The sequence below is a fragment of the Actinomadura rubrobrunea NBRC 15275 genome (genome assembly GCF_001552235.1).
Classification (GTDB): domain Bacteria; phylum Actinomycetota; class Actinomycetes; order Streptosporangiales; family Streptosporangiaceae; genus Spirillospora; species Spirillospora viridilutea.
Genome location: NZ_BCQU01000055.1, coordinates 24,592 through 44,784, shown reverse-complemented (window position 1 = coordinate 44,784; position 20,193 = coordinate 24,592). Strand labels below are relative to the sequence as shown.

Annotated in this window: 20 protein-coding genes; 7 read left to right on the top strand and 13 right to left on the bottom strand. The window is 74.5% G+C overall.

All coding sequences use genetic code 11. The features are described from left to right. Positions 1-46 precede the first annotated feature (46 nt). From AR3_RS18005 to AR3_RS17950, 12 genes are all read right to left on the bottom strand, one after another. Entirely contained in the window at positions 47-1,360 is a 1,314-nt protein-coding gene (locus AR3_RS18005; protein WP_067915389.1) for a beta-ketoacyl-[acyl-carrier-protein] synthase family protein, read from the bottom strand. Next, the gene (locus AR3_RS32790) at positions 1,357-2,322 is read right to left on the bottom strand and encodes a cupin domain-containing protein (protein ID WP_083951645.1); all 966 of its coding nucleotides are present in this window, start codon (positions 2,320-2,322) and stop codon (positions 1,357-1,359) included. Before AR3_RS32790 ends, AR3_RS18005 begins: the two co-directional genes overlap by 4 nt. An 85-nt stretch (positions 2,323-2,407) precedes the next feature. Beyond that, positions 2,408-2,668, bottom strand: coding sequence for an acyl carrier protein (locus AR3_RS17995; protein ID WP_067915388.1), 261 nt, complete (start codon positions 2,666-2,668; stop codon positions 2,408-2,410). Next, positions 2,628-4,028, bottom strand: a complete 1,401-nt coding sequence (locus AR3_RS17990; protein WP_067915387.1) for an acetyl-CoA carboxylase biotin carboxylase subunit — start codon at positions 4,026-4,028, stop codon at positions 2,628-2,630. Before AR3_RS17990 ends, AR3_RS17995 begins: the two co-directional genes overlap by 41 nt. Before the next feature lie 13 nt (positions 4,029-4,041). Beyond that, on the bottom strand, positions 4,042-4,902 hold the full coding sequence (accB, locus tag AR3_RS17985; RefSeq protein WP_067915386.1) for an acetyl-CoA carboxylase biotin carboxyl carrier protein: 861 nt from the start codon (positions 4,900-4,902) through the stop codon (positions 4,042-4,044). Next, a complete protein-coding gene (locus AR3_RS17980) occupies positions 4,895-6,565 on the bottom strand; it encodes an acetyl-CoA carboxylase carboxyltransferase subunit alpha (protein WP_067915385.1) in 1,671 nt (556 codons plus the stop codon). The genes accB and AR3_RS17980 overlap by 8 nt, the downstream gene beginning before the upstream one ends. Next, positions 6,562-6,951, bottom strand: coding sequence for a TcmI family type II polyketide cyclase (locus AR3_RS17975; protein ID WP_067915384.1), 390 nt, complete (start codon positions 6,949-6,951; stop codon positions 6,562-6,564). Before AR3_RS17975 ends, AR3_RS17980 begins: the two co-directional genes overlap by 4 nt. 111 nt (positions 6,952-7,062) lie before the next feature. Beyond that, positions 7,063-7,758, bottom strand: a complete 696-nt coding sequence (locus tag AR3_RS17970) for a response regulator (RefSeq protein ID WP_067915383.1) — start codon at positions 7,756-7,758, stop codon at positions 7,063-7,065. Between the two features lie 292 nt (positions 7,759-8,050). Further along, the gene (locus AR3_RS17965) at positions 8,051-8,440 is read right to left on the bottom strand and encodes a SchA/CurD-like domain-containing protein (protein WP_217998619.1); all 390 of its coding nucleotides are present in this window, start codon (positions 8,438-8,440) and stop codon (positions 8,051-8,053) included. 177 nt (positions 8,441-8,617) lie between these two features. Then, complete coding sequence (locus AR3_RS17960; protein WP_227023267.1) at positions 8,618-9,787, bottom strand: AI-2E family transporter; 1,170 nt, start codon at positions 9,785-9,787, stop codon at positions 8,618-8,620. Positions 9,788-10,181: 394 nt separating this feature from the next. Next, on the bottom strand, positions 10,182-10,904 hold the full coding sequence (locus AR3_RS17955) for an aminoglycoside phosphotransferase family protein (RefSeq protein WP_451916695.1): 723 nt from the start codon (positions 10,902-10,904) through the stop codon (positions 10,182-10,184). A 237-nt stretch (positions 10,905-11,141) separates the two neighbouring features. After that, positions 11,142-11,762, bottom strand: a complete 621-nt coding sequence (locus AR3_RS17950) for a MarR family winged helix-turn-helix transcriptional regulator (RefSeq protein WP_227023266.1) — start codon at positions 11,760-11,762, stop codon at positions 11,142-11,144. A gap of 98 nt (positions 11,763-11,860) precedes the next feature. Between AR3_RS17950 and AR3_RS17945 the strand changes: the two genes are divergently transcribed. The 3 genes from AR3_RS17945 to AR3_RS17935 all read left to right on the top strand — a co-directional run bounded on the left by AR3_RS17945 (position 11,861) and on the right by AR3_RS17935 (position 15,528). Beyond that, on the top strand, positions 11,861-13,327 hold the full coding sequence (locus AR3_RS17945; RefSeq protein WP_067915379.1) for an MFS transporter: 1,467 nt from the start codon (positions 11,861-11,863) through the stop codon (positions 13,325-13,327). A 221-nt stretch (positions 13,328-13,548) separates the two neighbouring features. Continuing rightward, positions 13,549-14,730 carry a DUF8814 domain-containing protein gene (locus AR3_RS17940; protein ID WP_067915378.1) on the top strand — a complete coding sequence of 394 codons (1,182 nt, stop codon included), beginning with the start codon at positions 13,549-13,551 and terminating at the stop codon, positions 14,728-14,730. 36 nt (positions 14,731-14,766) lie between these two features. Beyond that, positions 14,767-15,528 (top strand): M23 family metallopeptidase, encoded by a 762-nt coding sequence (locus AR3_RS17935; protein ID WP_067915377.1) that lies wholly within the window; start codon positions 14,767-14,769, stop codon positions 15,526-15,528. An 83-nt stretch (positions 15,529-15,611) separates the two neighbouring features. Here AR3_RS17935 and AR3_RS17930 read toward each other — a convergent pair whose 3' ends face one another. After that, positions 15,612-16,373 carry an SDR family NAD(P)-dependent oxidoreductase gene (locus AR3_RS17930; protein WP_067915376.1) on the bottom strand — a complete coding sequence of 254 codons (762 nt, stop codon included), beginning with the start codon at positions 16,371-16,373 and terminating at the stop codon, positions 15,612-15,614. 272 nt (positions 16,374-16,645) lie between these two features. Between AR3_RS17930 and AR3_RS17925 the strand changes: the two genes are divergently transcribed. The 4 genes from AR3_RS17925 to AR3_RS17910 are packed head-to-tail and all read left to right on the top strand — an operon-like array spanning position 16,646 to position 20,124. Next, positions 16,646-17,593: an ABC transporter substrate-binding protein gene (locus AR3_RS17925; protein WP_067915375.1), complete on the top strand. Its 948-nt coding sequence runs from the start codon at positions 16,646-16,648 to the stop codon at positions 17,591-17,593. Positions 17,594-17,606: 13 nt separating this feature from the next. Next, on the top strand, positions 17,607-18,653 hold the full coding sequence (locus AR3_RS17920) for a FecCD family ABC transporter permease (protein WP_067915374.1): 1,047 nt from the start codon (positions 17,607-17,609) through the stop codon (positions 18,651-18,653). Continuing rightward, complete coding sequence (locus tag AR3_RS17915) at positions 18,650-19,435, top strand: ABC transporter ATP-binding protein (RefSeq protein ID WP_067915373.1); 786 nt, start codon at positions 18,650-18,652, stop codon at positions 19,433-19,435. The genes AR3_RS17920 and AR3_RS17915 overlap by 4 nt, the downstream gene beginning before the upstream one ends. Further along, positions 19,432-20,124: an adenosylcobinamide amidohydrolase gene (locus AR3_RS17910; protein ID WP_106258975.1), complete on the top strand. Its 693-nt coding sequence runs from the start codon at positions 19,432-19,434 to the stop codon at positions 20,122-20,124. The genes AR3_RS17915 and AR3_RS17910 overlap by 4 nt, the downstream gene beginning before the upstream one ends. Positions 20,125-20,193: the final 69 nt, after the last annotated feature.

The window sequence follows — 20,193 nt, the reverse complement described above, 5'->3', positions numbered from 1 at the left end:
GCCGGCGCGCGGACCGCGGTCGCGGCCGCGCGGCCGCCCGCGGCGGTCATCGCTCCGCCCGGCCGCCCGGCGGCCGGGAGAAGATCATGGCGGACTGGAAGCCGCCGAAGCCGCTGCCCGCCGACAAGGCGTGGTCCACCCGGGCCTCCCGGGCCGTGACCGGGGTGTAGTCCAGGTCGCAGTCGGGGTCCGGGGTCTGCAGGTTGGCGGTCGGCGGGATGACGCCGCGCTGGATCACCAGCGCGCACGCCGCCATCTCGATCGACCCGATCGCGCCGAGCGAGTGCCCCACCACCGACTTGATGGAACTGATCGGCACGTCGTAGGCCGCGGGCCCCAGCGCGCGCTTGTACGCGGCGGTCTCGTGCCGGTCGTTCATCTTGGTGCCGGACCCGTGGGCGCTGATGTACCCCAGGTCGGAGCCGTCGAGCCGGGCCTGGCGCATGGCCTCGGAGATGGCCTCGGCCAGCTCCAGGCCGTCGGGCCGCAGCCCGGTCATGTGGTAGGCGTTGGCGCGGGTGCCGTACCCGGTGATCTCGCAGTAGATCTCGGCGTCGCGGGCCCGGGCGTGCCCCAGCTCCTCCAGGAGGAGCACCGCGCAGCCCTCGCCGAGCACGAAGCCCTGCCGGTCGGCGTCGAACGGCCGGGACGCGCCCTCCGGGTCGTCGTTGCGCGGCGTGGTCGCCCGGATCGCGTCGAACGCGGCGGCCGAGAACGGCGTGACCGGCGCCTCGGAGGCCCCCGCCACCATCACGTCGGCCTCGCCGTCGAGGATCAGCCGGTGGGCGTGGCCGATGGCGTCGATGCCCGCGGTGCACCCGGTGGAGATCACCGCGGCGGGGCCGTGCGCGCCGTAGCGCACCGCCAGCTCGGCGGCGCCGCTGGACGGCACGAGCGCCTGGTACATGAACGGCATGACGTGGTCGGCGTCCACCACCCAGTGCCTGCCGTGGTCGCTGGCGACCACGTACTCGTCCTCCAGCGTCGCGGCCGCGCCGGTGGCCGTGCCGAGCGACACGCCCATCCGCTCGGTGTCCACGGTCTGCAGGTCCAGTCCGCTGTCGGCGATCGCCTCGTCGGCGGCCGCCATGGCGAACTGCACGAACCGGTCGGTGCGCCGCGTCTCCCGGGGCGTCAGCCCGTAGTCGGCGGGCGCGAAGTCGCACTCGGCCGCCACCTGGGACCGGAAGCGCGCGGGGTCGAAGAACGTGATGCGCCGGATGGCCGGCTTGCCGTCGACGATCCGCCGCCAGAACTCCTCGCGGTCGCCGCCCCCCGGCGCCACGACCCCGATGCCCGTGACGACGGTCCGCCGCGGTCCGGAACCGGTACGTCGCGCCGCGCCCTTCTCGGGCCTCACGACGTCTCCTTGACGCGCGGCTTGGCCCCCGTCTTGGCGCCGGCCTTGCCGGGCTTCGCGCCCGGCCTGGCCCCCTGCCCGGCGGCGTGCGCGACGGGACGCGAGGCGGCGGCCGCGGCCGGGGACGGCCGCGCCGCGGCGCCCGCCGCCTCGTCCTCGGTGTCGACGTGGCCGAGGTCGGGGCGCGGCGCGAGCGGGCTCAGGTGGAACACCACCATCGACTCGGTGTCTCCGCCGGTCACGCGGTGCCGCACGCCGCGCGGGATGAGCATCGCCTGGCCCGCGCGGATGGTGGAGGGCCGCCCGTCCAGCTCGACGCGCATCTCCCCCGACGTGACGAACAGGAACTCCTCCGAGTAGGGGTGGTAGTGCTCGCGGGTGCGCTCGTGCGGGCCGAGGCGCATCGCGCCGCCGAAGCCGTACGCCGACCCGATGGTGCTGGGCGCCAGCAGCGTGCGCATGTCGCCGCCGCGCCGGGTGTTGGACGGCACGTCGTCCAGTCCCACCGCCGTGGAGCGCCGCCGCTCCAGCCGCTCCTTGATGATCCGCATCTGCTCGACCGAGTTGCGGTTGATGTTGCCGGTCATCCACTCGTCGTCCACCGGCGCGTCCGGCTTCATGCGGAAGTGCTGCACCCAGCGCATGCGGGTGCGGTCGGGTTCGAGCTCCTCGAACGTCCAGATGATGTCCATGAACTCGAACGGGCCGGTCTCCACGCGGCGGGCCCGCACGGTGCGGGTGCGCGGGTCCCACTCCCGGCGCGACACCCACGACCAGCACGTGCCGTTCTCGTCGGGGTGCATGGTGAGCCGGAACGTGACCGCGTTCTCCTCCTCCTCGAGCACCTCCACGCTCTTGTACTCGGTGAACAGGTCCGGCCAGCCGCGCACGTCGTTGGTCTTGGCGAAGACGTACCCGACGGGCGCGTCGATGACGATCGAGTTGTCGGTGGTGCCGATCATGTCGTCCTCCTCTGCGGGGCCGCTGCGGCCCGGTGCGTGCCTGGAAACTGGACTCCGGACGGGGCCCGTGCGGCCCCCGCGGCCGTCAGGCCCCGGCGAGCCTGCTGTTGACCAGGTCGCGCAGGCCGGCCGGGCTGGTCTCGGCGGTGATCTCGCTTTCCACGTCCACGCCGTAGCGGTTCTTGATGCGGCTGGCGATCTCGAAGCGCGCCAGGGAGTCCAGGCCCAGCTCCTCGAACGTTCTGCCGCGGTCGCCGGGCGCGGCGCCGGCGGCGCCGACGGCGCGCAGCAGCGCCTGCACGTCGTCATCGGTGAGCGCCGGTGCGGACGTCGTCCTCTCGGACATCGCTGTCTCCTTTCGAACGGGCCATCTGGTCGACGAGGTTCGTGTGGTGGTGTCCGGCGACGAAGTCCGGATGCGCCAGCAGCGCGCGCAGCAGCGGAACGGTGGTCGCGATCCCCGGACCGCGGACGGTGAACTCGGCCAGGGCCCGGTCGGCGCGGGCGATGGCCTGCTCCCGGGTGGGCGCCCAGACGACCAGCTTGGCGAGCAGCGAGTCGTAGAACGACGGCACCCGGTCGCCCTGGACGAAGCCCGAGTCGACGCGCGTCCCGGGGCCGCCGGGCGGCCGGAACACCTCCAGCAGTCCGGGGGTGGGGCGGAAGTCGGCGTCGGGGTCCTCGGCGTTGACCCGGCACTCGATCGCCCAGCCCACGGGCCGCACGTCGCGCTGGGTCAGCCCGAGCCGCTCCCCCGCCGCGATGCGGATCTGCTCCCGGACCAGGTCCAGCCCGGTGATCATCTCGGTGACCGGGTGCTCCACCTGGATCCGGGCGTTGACCTCCATGAACGTGGGTTCGCCGGAGTGGTCGACGAGGAACTCCACCGTCCCCGCGCCCTCGTAGCCGAGGGCGCGGGCCGCCGCCACCGCGTACTCCCCGAGCCGCTCGCGCAGGTGCGGCGACAGGCCCGGGCACGGCGCCTCCTCGATGAGCTTCTGCCGCCGCCGCTGCAGGGAGCAGTCGCGCTCGCCGAGGTGGATCGCCGCGCCGTGCCCGTCGCACAGCAGCTGCACCTCGACGTGGCGGGCGGCGGGCACGTACCGCTCCAGGTAGACGTCGCCAGCGCCGAACACGGTGCGGGCGACCGCCGTGGTCTCCCGGTAGGCGCGGCACAGCGCGGACGGCGAGTCGGCCACCGCGATGCCGCGTCCCCCGCCGCCCGCCGCCGCCTTGACGATCACCGGGAAGCCGATGCGGCGGGCGACCTCCTGCGCGTCGTCCAGGGTGGGCAGCGTGCCGTCGCTGCCCGGCAGCACCGGCAGCCCGGCGTCGGCCATCAGGCGGCGCACCCGGGCCTTGTCGCCCGTGGTCTCCATGACCTCCGGCGGCGGGCCGATGAACGCGATGCCGTGCTCGGCGCAGATCCGGGCGAAGTCGGGGTCCTCCGACAGGAACCCGTAGCCGGGGTGGATCGCGTCCGCGCCGGTGCGCAGCGCCGCCTCGATGATCGCCGGCACGTACATGTAGCTGCGCCGCGCCTGCGGCGGGCCGATCTGCACGGTCTCGTCGGCGTGCGCGACGGCCTGCCCGTCCCGGTCGGCGGTGGAGTGCACCGCGACGGTCGCGATGCCCATCTCCCGGCAGGTGCGGGCGATCCGCACGGCGATCTCCCCGCGGTTGGCGATGAGGATCTTTCGGAACACCGCGCGCCCCCGGTCAGTCCCGCCGTCGGTCGCCGTCGGCGCCGCCGCGGCGGTCGGGACGGATGCGCACCAGCGGCTGCCCGAACTCCACGGGGGCGGCGTCGGGGACGAGCACCTCCACCACCTCGCCGTCGCATTCGGCGGGGATCTCGTTCATCAGCTTCATCGCCTCGACGATCCCGACCGGCTGGCCGGCCTTCACCCGGTCGCCCACTTCCACGAACGGGTCCTCGCCCGGCGCCGGGGACCGGTAGAACGTGCCGACCAATGGCGCGGCGCAGGTCTCCAACCCTTCGTCGGTCCCGGCGTCGGAGCGGGCGTCGGCCTTCGCGTCGCCCGCCGCGTCGGACGCGGCCCGGGCCCCGGCGCCCGGTCCGGCGCCGGCGGGCGGCGGTGACGGCGCGGCGTCCGCATCCGCCGCGGCGCGGGCGGCGGGCCGCCGGTCCCACGCCATCTCGACGGAGCAGTCGCCGACGCGCACCGCGAGCCGGGCGAGCGGTCCGGGCACGGACCTGACCAGGTCGGCGGCCTCTTCGCGCAGCGTGCGCACCAGCGCCTCCCAGTCGGCCCGGGTCGCGGCGCCGCCCCGCGCCGCGTCGCCGGCGGAGCGGGCCGGTGCCACGCCGTTGCGGGACCGCGTCTTGGCGGCGGCGTTGCCCGCGGCGGACTTGGCGGGCCCGCTCCCGGCCCCGGGCGCGGCGGGACGGCCGTTGCCGGACGGACCCGCGGCGGCGCCGTTCGGGCTCGCCTCACGCGCCAGGTCCGGTCCGCCGCGGCCCTGCGCCGCCTGCGCCCGGGAACGGTCCTTGGCCGCGCCGTTCCCGGCGATGCGCCGCGCGTCGTCGGCCGCGGCGGAGAGGGAATGCTCAGGCATCGGCGACCACCCCCAGGGTGCGGAACCGGGCGTGCCGACGCGCCACCAGGTCGGCGCCGTCGAGCCCGTCCAGGTCGTGCAGCGCGCGCAGCACCGCCGCCTTCAGCGCGTCGGCGGCGTCCTCGGGCGCGCGCTGCGCCCCGCCGTCCGGTTCGGGCACCACGCCGTCGACGACCCCGAGCCGCAGCAGCTCGGGCGCGGTGAGGCGCAGCGCCTCGGCCATCGCCGCGGCGCGTCCGGAGTCCCCGCACAGGATCACCGAGCAGCTCTCCGGGCTGATCACCGAGTAGCAGGCGTTCTCCAGCATCAGCACGCGGTCGGCCACGGCCAGCGCGAGCGCGCCGCCGCTGCCGCCCTCCCCGATCACGGTGGCGACGACCGGCACGGTCAGCTCGGCCATCGTCGCGATCGACTCGGCGATCGCCCACGCCTGGCCGCGCTCCTCGGCCTCCACGCCCGCCGCCGCGCCCTGCGTGTCGACCAGGGTGACGACGGGCAGGCCGAGGCGCTCGGCCAGCCGCATCAGCCGCACCGCCTTGCGGTACCCCTCGGGGTGCGGCATGCCGAAGTTGCGGGCGACCAGCCCGGCGGTGTCGTGCGCCTTCTGATGGCCGATGATCATGACGTTGCGCCCGCCCAGCCGGGCCGGCCCGCCCACGATCGCCGGGTCGTCGCCGTGCGCGCGGTCGCCGTGCAGCTCGACGAAGTCCGCGCACATCATGCCGATGTAGTCCAGCGTCGTGGGGCGGTCGATGGCGCGGGCGAAACGCACCGTCTCCCAGGCGTCCCGTTCCCGCGCCTCCGACCGCTGCGGCGGACGGTGCCCGCAGTCGTCGGCGCGCGGCGCGCACAGCGCGAGGACGCGTCCGAGCACCGGGCGCAGGTTGGCGCGCGTCTCGACGAGGTCGACCATGCCGTGCTCGCGCAGGTACTCGGCGGTCTGGAACCCGTCGGGCAGCGGCCGCCCGGTCGCCGACTCGATCACCCGCGGCCCGGCGAACCCGACGAGGGCGCGCGGCTCGGCCAGCACGACGTCGGTCAGGGTGGCGAACGACGCGGTCACTCCGCCGAACGTGGGGTCGGTCAGCACGCTCACCGTCAGCACGCCGGCGCGGCCGCAGGCGCGGATCGCCTGCGCGGTCTTGGCCATCTGCATCAGCGACAGGCAGCCCTCCTGCATGCGGGCGCCGCCGGAGGCCGTCACGAGCAGCAGCGGGGTGCGGGTGGCCAGCGCCTCCTCGGCCGCCCGGGTCACCGCCTCGCCGACCGCCGAGCCCATGCTGCCGCCCATGAACGCGAAGTCCATGACCGCCACCACGACCTCGGTGCCCTGCACGGTGCCGCGTCCGCGCACGACCGCGTCGTCCAGCCCGGTGCTCTCCATGGCGGCGGCCAGCCGCTCCGGATAGGGCAGGCGGTCGCGAAAGCCCAGCGGATCGGCGCTGCGGATCCGGTCGGAGGCGGCGGTGAAGGACCCCGGGTCGAGCAGGTGGTCGATGCGCTCGCCGGCGCGCAGGCGGTGGTGGTGACCGCAGTCCGGGCACACCCCCAGCAGCCTGGACAGCCGCGGGACGTACAGCGTCGTGCCGCAGGCCGCGCACCGCACCCAGCGGGCGGTGGCCTGGGCGCGCCGGTCCGCGGCCGCCGCGGTCGCGCCCCTCATGCGTCCCCCCGCGCGGCGGCCGGCCGCGACGCTGCGCGCAGAGCGGGACCCTGGGCGCCCTCCTCGGGCGTCCACCGGTAGAACTCCTCGGCCATGGCGTCCTTCGGGGTTCGCCACGTCGCCGGGTCGTAGGCCATCACATAGGCCTGCAGGTCGTCGCTGAGCTTCTGGAAGTCGGCGCGTTTGCGGGCGCGCTCCACCGCGGCCCGGGCGTCACCCTCAAACTCGACATAGTGGAAATACAGCCCGTGAAATTGGTAAAGGTGGCGCCGGACGACGCCCAGCGCGCGCGGCAGCTCCGACGCGTCCGATTCGGCGAAAAGCCTGGCGACGCCATCGGCTCCACCCGGTTTGAGACGCGCGACGATGAGGGTGCGGTCAGACACGACGGCTCACTCCCCGATCATTCGGAAAAACATGACGGCACCACGTTAGGGCGGCAATTCACCGACGTCTTCCCACGGCGATATGAATTGCCCCGTCCTCCGCGAAGGCGGTCAGTTCCTCCGCTCGGCGGAGGCCGCCGCGACGCCCGGGCGCAGCAGCCCGCACTCGTAGGCGTGAATGACCAACTGGACGCGGTCGCGCACGCCGAGTTTCTGGTAGAGGTGCTGGACGTGCGATTTCACCGTGCTCTCGCCGAGCGAGAGCATGCGGGCGATCTCCTCGTTGCCGTAGCCGCGCACCAGCAGCTTGAAGACGTCGGTCTCGCGGGCGGTCAGCCCGTCCAGGGCGGAGGCGGCGCCGGGCGTGACGGTCGGCCGGCGGGCGAACTCGGCGATCAGCCGGCGGGTGACGGCGGGGGCCAGCAGGGCGTCGCCGGCGGCCACCACGCGCACCGCCTCGACGATCTTCTCGGCGGGCACGTCCTTGAGCAGGAACCCGCTGGCCCCGGCGCGCAGCGCGCCGAACACGTGCTCGTCCTGGTCGAACATGGTGAGCATGATGATCCGCACGCCCGGCACGCCGTCCGGGCCGCACAGCCGCTCGGTGGCCTCCAGCCCGTCCAGGCCCGGCATGCGGATGTCCATCAGCACCACGCCGGGCCTGGTCGCGTGGGCCAGCCGCACCGCCTCCAGCCCGTCGCACGCCTCGCCGACGATGCGCAGGTCCTGCGCCGGCGCGAGGGTGGCCCGCAGCCCCTCGCGCACGAGCGGCTGGTCGTCGGCGATCAGCACGCGCACGGGTTCCACTGCCTGCGCCTCCGTTTCAGGGCACCGCGCAAGGGCGGAAAGACAAGGGCGAGGGCGCCCGCCGGACGCGGGTCCCGATGATCATCCGTACGCCGGCGTCGACGTCGTTCGGCGGCGCGGCACGTCGTACGGCAATGGACCTATACCGCCGGGCGCACGGTGAATTCCCATGCATTCCCCAAAGGCACGCCACTTCCCCGGCGATCACCGACGCGGCGCCCATCGCGCGGGCAAGGGAACCGGTCGCCGTCCCCCTTCCGGCGACCCGTGCGAATGCCGTGCGGCCTTTTCGTCAGCGGCCGCTGAAAGCGGGCTCCGACGGCGGTGCCGTGCGGGTGATGAGAGTCTCCATCAGCGCCTTGCGGAAGAATTCGCGCGCGCCCTCGGGCGTGCTCATGTCCCGCTTCTCGGCCACGTACCGGTCGAGCTCCCGTTCGAGCCGCTGGATGGACGGCTGCCGGGACAGGTGCCGCGCCACCGTCTCCAGGTCGCCCTCGATCTCGATCATCCGCACCACCACGTCGTCCTTCATGAACACCGACGTGCCGAGCAGCCGGGCCGCGCCGTCGGTGATCTGCTGCGGGGCCTCGTACTCCGACAGCAGCTTGCGGACGGCCGCCTGGCTGCCCGGCTTGATCCGGTACATGAGCGCGAAGCGTTGCATGACGTCCCCCCTCGTCATCGAGTGCTTCCTGCGTCACATCCTTCGCCGAAGCGGCACGCGCTGTCTCCCGCCCCGCGGATGAACGTGCGTCTCCGCCGCGCGAGGGGGACGCCGACCGCGATGAGGACACAGCCCGCGGACCGGCCGACCGGCCCTCACGGCGACGTTCGGGCGCGTCGACTCCGGCACGGGCGTTCAGGCGCCCGTCTCCCCCTCCTCGTCGCGCCGCCGGTCGTCGGACGAGTCGTCGGCCTGCGGCGGGTCGGCGGGAGCGGGGGCGGCAGCGGCGGGCACCGGATCGGCGCGCAGGGCGGGGATGACCCGGTAGACGACGGCGACCAGGGGCACGGCCAGCGCGGCGCCGGGGATGCCGGCCAGGACGCCGCCCACGGAGATGGCCATGATGATCGCCAGCGGATGCAGCCGCACCCAGCGGCCGACCACGAGCGGCTGCAGCAGATGCCCCTCGATCTGCTGCTCGACGAGCAGCAGGCCGAGGAAGATCAGCGCCGCCCAGATGCCCTTCGCGCTCAGCGTGACGGCGACGGCGAGCGCCCCGCTCACCAGGATGCCGACGATGGGGATGAAGCTCCCCAGGAAGATGATCACTGCGAGGGGGGCGACCAGCGGCACGCCCAGCACCGTCAGCACGATCGCCATGGTGATCGCGTGGATGGCCGCCACGACGACCGTGCCGTGGACGTACTGCGACAGCGTCCGCCACGCGGCGCGGCCCGCGCGGTCCACGCGGGCGCGGTACGGGCCGAGCCCGCCGATCATCCAGCGCCAGATCCGGCCGCCGTCCTTGAGCAGGAAGAACAGGACGAACAGCATGAGGACGAAGCCGGCGAGGATCTCGACGGTCAGCCGCCCCGCCTCCACGGCGGTGCCGGCGAGCTGGCCGCGCCGCTCCTCCAGATACTTCACGCCCTCGTCGACGTACCGCTGCAGCTGCGAGGTCTTCAGGTGCAGCGGCCCGTGGACCAGCCAGTCCTGCACCTGCCGGCCGGTCTGCTGCACCTCGGCGGCCAGCCTGGGGAACTGCGCGTTGGCCTGGACGCCGACGTAGAAGCCGACGCCGCCGAGCACGACCAGCGACAGCAGCATGGTGATCCAGGTGGCGGCCAGCGGCCGCATCCCCCACCGGGACAGCCGCGCGATGACCGGGTGCAGCAGCGCGCACAGCAGCAGCGCGACCACGAAGGGGATCACCACGAAGGTGAGCCTGCTCGCGATCCGGACCAGGACGTACAGCACGGCGGCGAGGACCAGAAGGCGCCAGGCCCAGCCCGCGGCGAGGACCAGCGACGGCGGCACCTGCCGTGTCCGCGCGGTCTCCGCGTCGTCCTTGCGTTCCACGTTCACGCCCCCGCCTCGAACGCCGCCGACGATGGAGCAGGCCCGACCCAGCAGCAGCGTCCCCCCTGCCGCACCGGGGAAACCCGGCGCGCCGCCCGCCCCGGGTCGCAGCCGGTCGGGCGGATCCCGTGGCGGTGCCGGCGGGCGGCGCGTCCTCTTTCGCGCACGGCCGATGCCGGGGCCGCGGTGTGCGGTTGCGACCCGACGGGCCCGGGACCGGACGACGTCCCCGGCATCTCGCCGTCGGTGACGAGGGCGCGCTTGGCGGACGCCGCCCCGGTCCGCGCTCACGACGCTGCCTCAAGCGATGCGCGGCGCGTAGTCGGAACCGGCATGACTACCACCCCTGCCCTGCTCTCAGACACGGGCGGCCGTATGGCGGGCCGGTGAAGGGGCGGCTCTACGGAAGGCGGGGCGCCAGCAGGCGCGCCACATCGAACGCCCGGCTGATCGGAGACCAGCCCGCGCCCGGCGTCCAGTCCTCGGCCGTCCATACGTCCGACATGACGGCCTTGACGAACCCCCACGCCACGACGCGGTCCAGCGGCATGGCCAGTTCGTCGGCGAGCTGCTCGACCCGCGCGGGCACCAGCGCGGTCGGCTTCTCGTCGCGGTCGCCCGGGTCGGGGTTGAAGAGCATCGCGCCGACGTCGTAGCCGGGGTCGCCGACGAGCCCATGCGGGTCGATGGCCAGCCAGGGCTCGCGGGCGGCGCGCAGGACGTTGTCGTGGTGCAGGTCGCCGTGCAGGACGACGCGTTCGGCGGCCGACGCGCACAGCTCGCGCATCAGCCCGCCCGCGCGCAGCACCATGTCCAGCGGCAGCGGCCCGTTCTCCCCGTGCCTGGCCGCGTAGTCGTCAAAGGCCCTGGCCTGTGTCAGCAGGTCCGGCAGTTCGCTGTCGGGCGGCGGCGGAACGTGCAGGCGCCGCATCACCGACGCGATCGCCGTCGTCGCCTCGGCGTCCCGTGCGGGTACAAGATCGCGGGCGGGACGCCCGGGTGCAACGCGTTCCAGCAGCAGCGCCCCCCGCTCGAGGTCCGTCCGCAGCAGCCGGACCGCGCCGCGACCGTCGAACGCGGCCAGGGCGGACGCCTCCCCGGCGAGCGCCGTCTCGCTCGGCACGCCCAGCTTGAGCACGGCCGGTGCGCCATCGCCGCGGGTCACGGAGGTGACGTAGTGGTAGGACGACGGAAACGGCCGACCTGCCCTCAGGTCCCAGTCACGGAGCAGCTCGCGCAGAATGCCCGGCAGGTCCCGGAGCCATCGCTTCCCGTCGTCCCCCCACGCGGTGGCGACGTTCCGCGACAGCTCCTCAGTGATCACTCCTTGGACCCTAGTCGAGGGGCGGCCGCGCGCCGTCTACCGCACGTCGCCCTCGGCCGCCTTCGCTCCGCCCGAGCCGCCGTCCGAGCCGCCGTCCGAGCCGCTGTCCGAGGCGCTGTCCGAGGCGTCGCAGCAGGCCGTCCGCCCGTGCTCGGCGTGGGCGAGGAAGTCGTCGACCATGCGGTTGAACAGCACGGCGAGCCGCTCCCGCTGGTCCGGCGACCAGGCGGCCAGCGCCTCATGCATCCGCTGGAGCCCCACCCGGCGGATGCGGTCGGCCGCGGCGCGGCCCCGCGGGGTCAGGCCGACGCGGAAGGCGCGGTGGTCGTCCGGGTCCGGCAGCCGCTCCACGTAGCCCGCCCTGACCAGCCGCTGCACCTGCCGCGTCACGTGCGACGGCTCGACCCCCAGGCGCCCGGCCGCCTCGCCGAGGCGCAGCGGCTCGGAGTCCGACAGCAGCCGCAGGACGGGGACGGCGGCGCGGTCCACCTCCACGTCGGCCTCGGCCTTCACCTGACCGTGCCGGCGGCTGCGGTTGAGCAGGTAGGCGATCCTCGTCAGGGCGCGCTCGATCTCGATGACGTCCGCCGGAACCGGCCCGTCCGTCTCGGCGGCCGGGCCGGCGGGGAGGAGCCGGTGCAGGGACATGTCATCCATCCTAGGGATTATTTGCTTAACTTAAGCAAGTTAGATCGCGCTCGCTCGCGGATCACCGCGCCCACCCCGACGCGCTATGCCCTTCGACAGGAGGTTTCATGACCGGCACCGGTACCACGGGGACCGGACAGCGAGAACGCACCGACCACGCGAAGGCGAGCGCCGCACGCTCGCCCGCCCGACTCACCCTGACGGCCCTGGCCGTCGCGGGCATGGCCGTCTCGGTGCAGCAGACGCTGGTGCTGCCGCTGCTGCCCAGGCTGATGACCACGTTGCACGTGTCCATGTCGGCGATCACGTGGGTGTTCACCGTGTCCCTGCTGGCCGGGGCGGTCGCCACACCGCTGCTGTCGCGGTTCGGCGACATGTACGGCAAGAAGTTGATGATCATGGTGACCCTGGGGCTGCTGGTCGCCGGGTCGGTGGTGTGCGCCCTGTCCGACTCGCTGGGCGCGCTGATCGCGGGCCGGGCGCTGCAGGGCGCCTCGGCCGCGCTGATCCCGCTGGCCATCGGCGCCATCCGGGACGCCTTTCCGCCCGACCGGGTGACCACCGCGATCGGCGTCGTCAGCGCCACGATGGGCGTGGGCGGCACCGCCGGCATGCTGTTCACCGGCGTGATCGCCGAGCGCACCACCAGCCACCACCCGGTGTTCTGGACGGCGGCCGGGCTCGGCGCGTGCGCGCTGGCGCTGGTGGCGCTGTGCGCGCCGTCCGCGGGCGGACGCACGGGCGGCAGGCCCGACGTGCTCGGCGCCCTGGTGCTCGGCGCCTGGCTGGTGTGCCTGCTGCTGGGCATCAGCCAGGGCAACGCGTGGGGCTGGGGCTCGGGGCGGATCATCGGCCTGTTCGCCGCCGCCGCGGCGCTGTGCGCGGCCTGGGTGGCGATCGAGCTGCGCGTGCGCGAACCGCTCGTCCGGCTGAACCTGCTGGTCGGCCCGCGGTCGCTGTCGGCCAACCTGGCCTCGCTGCTGCTCGGTTTCTCCATGTTCGCCGCCTTCACCCTGGTGTCCAACTTCGTGCAGACGCCCAAGGAGCGGCTGGGCTACGGGCTGAGCGGCACGGTGCTGGACGTCGGCCTCTACATGCTGCCCAGCACCGTCACCATGCTGGTCTTCTCGGCGCTGGCCGGGCGGTTCGAGGCCCGGCTCGGCGCGGCGTACACGCTGGCGATCGGCTCGGTGTTCGCCGGGCTCAGCTACGTGTGGCTGGCGCTCTTCAACGACTCGGTCGCCGACATGCTGGTGTTCAGCGCCGTGCAGGGCGTCGGCTTCGGCATCGCCTACGCGGCGCTCGGCACCCTCGCCGTGCAGCACGTCCCGATGAGCCAGAGCGGCATCGCCAGCGGCATCAACTCGCTGGTCCGCACGGCGGGGGGCAGCACGGCCAGCGCGGCGACCGCCTCGGTGCTCACCGCCAACGTGATCCGCGGCACGAACGTGCCGAACCTGCACGGGTACGTGCTGTGCTTCACGATCGCGGCGATCGGCGCGGGCCTCACCGCCGTGGTCGCCGCCGTGCACGGCCTGCGGCACGGCCGCCGCACCGCCGCGGCCGCGGCCTAGGCCCCTCGGGACGCCCGGCGGCGCGGGACGTCCGCGTCCGCCCCGCGGCAGCGACGGACGGCCGCCGGACCCCGCCGTTCGGCGGCCGCCGCACCGGAGGGAGCGGCAGCCGTCCCCCCGCTTCTAGCTGGGACCTACCGCACGGTAGCCGAAAACCGGCGGGCGCTTTCGTGCGGTTTCCACGCTTGTCGGGTTGATCACGCGCGGTCACCCTCGAGGTCATGCTCCCGTTGATCCGCAGGGGCATGGTCGCTCTGGGGGTCCTCGCGTCCCTCGTCGGCCTGCCCGCCACCGCCCACGCGCAGACCGCCTGGACCCCGGACCTGTCGGCCATCGACGGCGACGACGTCAACGTCCGCCACGACGGCCGCGCGCTCCGCCTGCGCGACACCCGCACCGGCCCCGCCGCCCTGGACGGCGCCGTCGCCTCGGGGCAGCTGCTGCTCCCCCCGAAAGAGCTGCCCGAACCCGTCAACCGCGTGCGCGCCGAAGTGTCGGGCGCGGGCGCCGTCGAGGTGCGGGCGCACCTCGGCGGGACCTCCTGGACCGAGTGGTATCCCGCCGGGCAGGTCCTGCCCGCCGCGTCCACGCGGATCCAGGTGAGGGTGGTGCTGTCGGCCGCGCCCGGCGCCCCCTCGCCCGCGGTGTCGTCGGTGCGGCTCACCGGCGACCTGACCGCCGAACGGCGCGCCCCGGCCGCGGCAGCCGCGCAGACGTACCGCGTGTACGCGACCCGCGAGGGCCTGGTCGGCGGCACGACGGCCAACGGCCACGTCATCACGACGCGGGACCACTTCGTCGCGCTGCCGTCGCGCCGCGGGCTGTCGTCCAACAACGCCGGCGAGTACTCGGTGCGCGTGTGCACGACGTCGGGTTCGCGCTGCGAGTACGCGCCCGTGTGGGACGTCGGCCCCTGGAACACCCGCGACGACTACTGGAACCCGTCGTCCGTCCGGCAGATGTGGAAGGACCTGCCCCAGGGCAAGCCCGAGGCCCAGGCCGCCTACCAGGACGGCTACAACGGCGGCAAGGACGAGTTCGGCAGGACCGTCGCCAACCCGGCGGGCATCGACCTCGCCGACGGCACCTTCTGGGACGGGCTGCGGCTCACCGACAACGCCTGGGTGAACGTCACCTACCTGTGGACGGGCACCGGGCCCAAGGGGATCGTCCGCACCAACGGGACGCCCCTGAACGTGCGTTCGTCGGCCGGCACCTCGTCCAGCGTCGTGGGACTGGCGGCCAACTACGCCAACGTCGTCATCGAGTGCCAGGTGCGGGGCGAGACCGTCACCGGCACGTACGGCACCAGCAACCTGTGGGACCGCATCGGCCCCGGCCACTTCGTCGCCGACGCCTACGTCTACACCGGGTCCGACGACCCGGTGGCCCCCTCCTGCTGACCCGCACTCCCCCGCCTGCCCCCTACGGAGCCCTCCATGAGAACACCCGCACGTACGACCGCCGTGGTCCTCGCCGCCGCCCCCGTCCTGGCCCTGCTGCCCGCAGCCCCGGCCATGGCCGCGCCCGCGTTCCAAATGCCGTTCCCCTGCGGGCAGGTGTGGTCCGGGCAGACCCGCAGCAACCACAGCCCTGCCAACGCGGTGGACCTCAACCGCTCCGGAGACGACGGCGACGCGGTGACCGCGTCGGCGGCGGGCACCGTCGCACGCGTGGAGAACACCGGCAGCACCAGCTACGGGCTGTGGATCGAACTCGACCACGGCGGCGGGTGGCGGACCCGGTACGCGCACCTGTCCGGGGAGTTCGTCACGGTCGGGCAGAGCGTGACCGCCGGGCAGCAGATCGGCACCGTCGGCACCACCGGCGGCTCGACCGGTCCGCACCTGCACTACGAGCAGCGCCTCAACGGCGTCGACCAGAAGATCCGCTTCAACGGGTCGCAGATCCTCTACTGGGGCACCGCCAACTACACCAGCCGCAACGCCTGCATCGGCCCGGCCGGGACGGTCAACACCGCCGGCGCCCCGCTGACCGTGCGGTCCGGGCCGGGCACCGACACGTCCGCGATCGGGTCGGTGCCCGACGGAGGCACCGTGTTCCTCACCTGCTACCGGCGGGGCACCACGGTCACCGGCACGTACGGCACCAGCAACATCTGGAACAAGGTCGGCGCCGGCTACGTGGCCGACGCCTACGTCTACACCGGCTCCGACAACCCCGTCGTCCCCGCCTGCTGACCGCCGCCGCGGAGCCCGCCCCCACCACGTCTCGTACGGGGTCGACGCTGTCGCGTCGAACCGCGGCGGGCTCCCGGCCGGGTCTAGGCGATGGTGTGGCCGCCGTTGACAGTGATGCGTTCGCCGGTGATGAAGGAAGACGCGTCGGACGCCAGGAAGCACACCGCGGCTGCGACGTCCTGGGGGACGCCCATGCGGCCGAGGGGCACGTCCGCCTTGTAGGCGGCGCGCTCCTCGGCGGGGACGTCGGCGTGCCGCTCGACCGGGATCCAGCCGGGCGCGACGAGGTTGACGGTGATGCCGTACCGGCCGAGCTCGCGCGCCCACGACCGGGTCAGCCCGATCTGCGCGCCCTTGGCGGCGACGTAGGCGGACATGCCGGGCAGCGCGCGTTCGAACACGTCGGAGCCGATCTGGATGACCCGGCCGCGTCCCCGCTCCTTCATCCCGGGCAGCACCGCCTGCAGCAGCAGGGTCGGGCTCTTGACGAAGAAGCGCAGCTGGTCCAGGTGCGTCTCCCAGGTGAGCTCCTCGACGGCGACCAGCGGTTGGGGGCCGGTGGCGTTGACGACCAGCACCTCCACCGGGCCGAGGCGTTCGACGACCCGCCGCACCATGGCGGACACCTCGGCCTCGTCGGTGACGTCCGCGGCGAACGCCTCGGCGGTGCCGCCCGCGGCGCGGATGTCCTCGACCACGCGCCGGGCGCCGTCGGCGTTGGACCGGTAGCCGACCGCCACCGCCCACCCGTCGGCGCCCAGTCCGCGGGCGATGGCGGCGCCCAGTCCCCGCGACGCCCCGGTGACCAGCGCGACACCCCGCTGTTCGGCCACGCCACTCACCACGCCACTCCTCCACCCGTGTGTTGATCAGTTGTGCGAGGCCGACGATAGCCCAAGTGGGGACGTCCGGTGTCGGACCGGGACGAACGGCTGATAACGTTGCCGGTCGAGCGCGCCATGGAGCGAAGTCCGGTGCGATTCCGGCGCTGTCCCGCAACTGTGATGGCCGTCCCCGCTCGGCCGAGCCAGGTCGCCTCCCGCGCGCGGATGACAGTCGACCCTCGCGGAAGGGGCGGCCCGTCGCGGCGGCCTCTCCCGCCCACCTGGAGGCCCGGTTGAGACCGCTACGTGCCCTGGGCGCGGCCGCCCTGACCCTCGTCGTGACGCTGACCGCGGCGTGCGGCGCGAACGACGACGCATCGTCCGACGGGAAGGGCGAGGACGGTGCGTCGATCACCGTCCAGGCGGCCAACGGGACCGTCACCCTCCCCGCGGTGCCCAAGCGGATCGTGTCGTTGTCGCCCACGCACACCGAGACGCTGTTCGCCATCGGCGCGGGCGCGCAGGTGGTGGCCGTCGACGAGTACTCCGACCACCCGGCGAACGCGCCGCGGACCAAGCTGTCGGGCTTCAAGCCGAACGCCGAGGCGATCATCGGCTACAAGCCGGACCTGGTGGTGCTGTCGGACGACATGGACGGCATCGTCAAGGCGCTGGAGAAGGTGAAGGTGCCGGTGCTGCTGGAGCCCGCCGCCGCCCGGTTCGAGGACGCCTACGACGAGATCATGGATCTGGGCGCGGCCACCGGCCACGCCGAGCAGGCCCGCCGGCTCGTCGACGACATGCGCCGCCGCATCCAACAGACCGTGGACGCCGCGAAGAAGGCCGCCCCGCCCGGCGGCGAGCCGCTCACCTACTACCACGAGCTGGACGAGCAGCTGCACACGGTGACGTCCAAGACGTTCATCGGGCAGGTGTACGGGCTGTTCGGGCTGCGCAACATCGCCGACGGGGCGCAGCCGGCGGCGGGCGCCTACCCGCAGCTGTCGCGCGAGCACCTGCTCAAGAGCGACCCGGACCTGGTGTTCTTGGCCGACACCAAGTGCTGCGGGCAGAACGCCGCCGCAGTGGCCAAGCGCCCCGGCTGGGACGGGCTCGACGCCGTGAAGCGCGGGAACGTGGTCGAGCTGGACGACTCGATCGCGTCCCGCTGGGGTCCGCGGCTGCCCGAGCTCGTCAAGGTGATCGGGGACGCCGTGCAGAAGGCGTCGGCGGCGCGGTGACGCCGCCCCTCCGGTGAAGGCGCGGGAGGCGGCGCGGCTGCGTCCTGTGCCGCTGGCGGTGACCGCGCTGGTGCTCGCGGCGGCGCTGCTCGCCGCGCTGCTGATCGGCCCCGCCGGTCTGCCGGCCGGCGGGGTGGTGAAGGCGCTGGCCGACCGGCTGCCGTTCGTGCACGTCGACTCGGGGCTGGCCCCGGTCGACCGGAACGTGCTGTTCGAGCTGCGGCTCCCCCGGGTGCTGCTGGGCGCGGTGGTGGGCGGGCTGCTGGCCGTCGCCGGCGCGGCCTACCAGGGCGTGTTCCGCAACCCGCTGGCCGACCCGTACCTGCTGGGGGCCGCGGCAGGCGCGGGCGTCGGCGCCACGCTGGTGATCGTCGTGATGTCGGACCGGCCGACGTTCGCGGTGCCGCTGGCCGCCTTCGCCGGCGCGGTCGCCGGGGTCGCGCTGGCCTACGGGCTGGGCAGCACGGCGCGCCGCGGCGGCGGGTCCGGCACCGCGACGCTGGTGCTGGCGGGCGTGGCGGTGTCGTCGTTCCTCGCGTCGGTGCAGGCGTTCCTGCAGCAGGCCAAGGCGGAGGAGCTGCAGCGGATCTACTCGTGGATCCTGGGCGGTCTCACCCTGGCCGACTGGCCCACGCTGGCGATGATCGCCCCGTACGCGGCGGTGGCGGTGGCGACGCTGCTGCTGCACGGGCGGCTGCTGGACGTGCTGAGCGTCGGCGACGAGGAGGCCGCGGCGCTGGGGCTGTCGGCGTCGCGGGTGCGGCTGACCGTGCTGGCGGCCGCGTCGCTGGCCACCGCGTGCGCGGTGGCGGTCAGCGGGCTCATCGGGTTCGTCGGCGTGGTGGTGCCGCACGTGGTGCGGCGGCTGGCGGGCGGCTCGTACCGGATCGTCCTGCCGCTGTCGCTGCTCGGCGGCGCGGCGTTCCTGACCGTCGCGGACCTGGTGGGCCGCACGGTCGTGGCGCCGGGCGAGCTGCCGCTCGGCGTGGTCACCGCGTTCGTCGGCGGCCCGTTCTTCGTGGCGGTGCTGCGCGCCGTCCGCGGGGAGGTGGACACGTGACCGTCACGGTGCGCGGCCTGGACGTCGACCTGGAGGGGCGGCCCGTGCTGCGGGACGTGTCCCTGGAGGCGCCCGCCGGGACGTGGACGGCGGTCATCGGGCCGAACGGGGCGGGCAAGTCGACGCTGCTGCGGGCGATCCTGGGGCTGCGGCGGCCGCGCCGCGGCACGGTGAGCGTCGCCGGGGCGGACCCGTGGGCGCTGCCGCCGCGCCGCCGCGCCCGGCTGGTGGCGTACGCGCCGCAGAACCCGAACCTGCCGCCGGGGATGACGGTGTTCGACTACACGCTGCTCGGCCGCTCCCCCTACATCCCGCATCTGGGCCGCGAGAGCGCCCGCGACCGGGCGGTGGCGACCGAGGTGCTGGAGCGGCTCGACCTCGTCGGCCTGGCCGCGCGTCCGCTGGACCGGCTGTCGGGCGGGGAGCGGCAGCGGGTGGTGCTGGCGCGGGCGCTGGCCCAGCAGGCGCCCGTGCTGGTGCTGGACGAGCCGACGACCGCGCTGGACATCGGCCACCAGCAGCAGGTGATGGAGCTGGTCGACCGGCTGCGGCGGGACGACGGGCTGACGGTGCTCACCACGATCCACGACCTGACGCTGGCCGGGCAGTACGCCGACGCGCTGGTGCTGCTGTCGCGGGGGCGGGTCGCCGCGTCCGGCCCGCCCGGCGAGGTGCTCACCGGCGAGGCGGTCGGCGCGCACTTCGGCGCCCGGGTGCACGTCGCGCCGGGCCCGGACGGCCGGCCCGTCGTGTCTTTGGAGCGTTCATGCGGGCCTCGATGAGACTGGTGACGCGGTGGCGCGTGGAGGACGGCGCGCGGCTGGCGGCGACGGTGTGGCGGCCGGGCCCGGGCCTGCGGGCGATCTCGTCGGCGCTGCTGGGCGGCGGGATCGGGCCGGTGGACTGGGTGCTGAACGCCCAGGTGCCCGGCGGGTACGCGCGCCTGGACCCGCGGGAGCACCTGCGCGAGCTGGCGGCCGGGTACGGCCTGCTGGGACGCGGCGTCGGCATGATGACCGCGGCGCCGGTCGACCGGACCGTGCAGGCCTCGGACGAGGGGGTGACCGTGGCCGCGACGGTGGGGCTGCGCGTCCCGACGTGGGCCGCCGCTCCCCCGGGCGCCGCCGACCCGGAGCTGGCCCCCGCGCGGCTGGACGGGGCCGCGCCCGGCACGGTCAACATCGTGGTCGCGGTGCCGGTCCCGCTGGGCGACGCCGCCCTGGTCAACGCGGTCATCACCGCCACCGAGGCCAAGACGCAGGCGCTGCTGGAGGCCGGGTACGCGTGCACCGGCACCGCGTCGGACGCCATCTGCGTGGCCGCCCCCATGGTCCCCGACTCGGGCGCGGAGGAGCCGTTCGCCGGGCCGCGTTCGACGTGGGGCGCGCGGATCGCGCGGGCCGTGCACGCCGCGGTGCGCGCCGGCGCCGTCGACTACACGGCGCGGCTGCGCGGGCGTTCCGCGGACTGAACCGCCCCGATCGGCGTCGGCCGCCGCGCCGTCCCGGTTCGGCGCGGCGGCCGCTCAGACAGGGCCAGT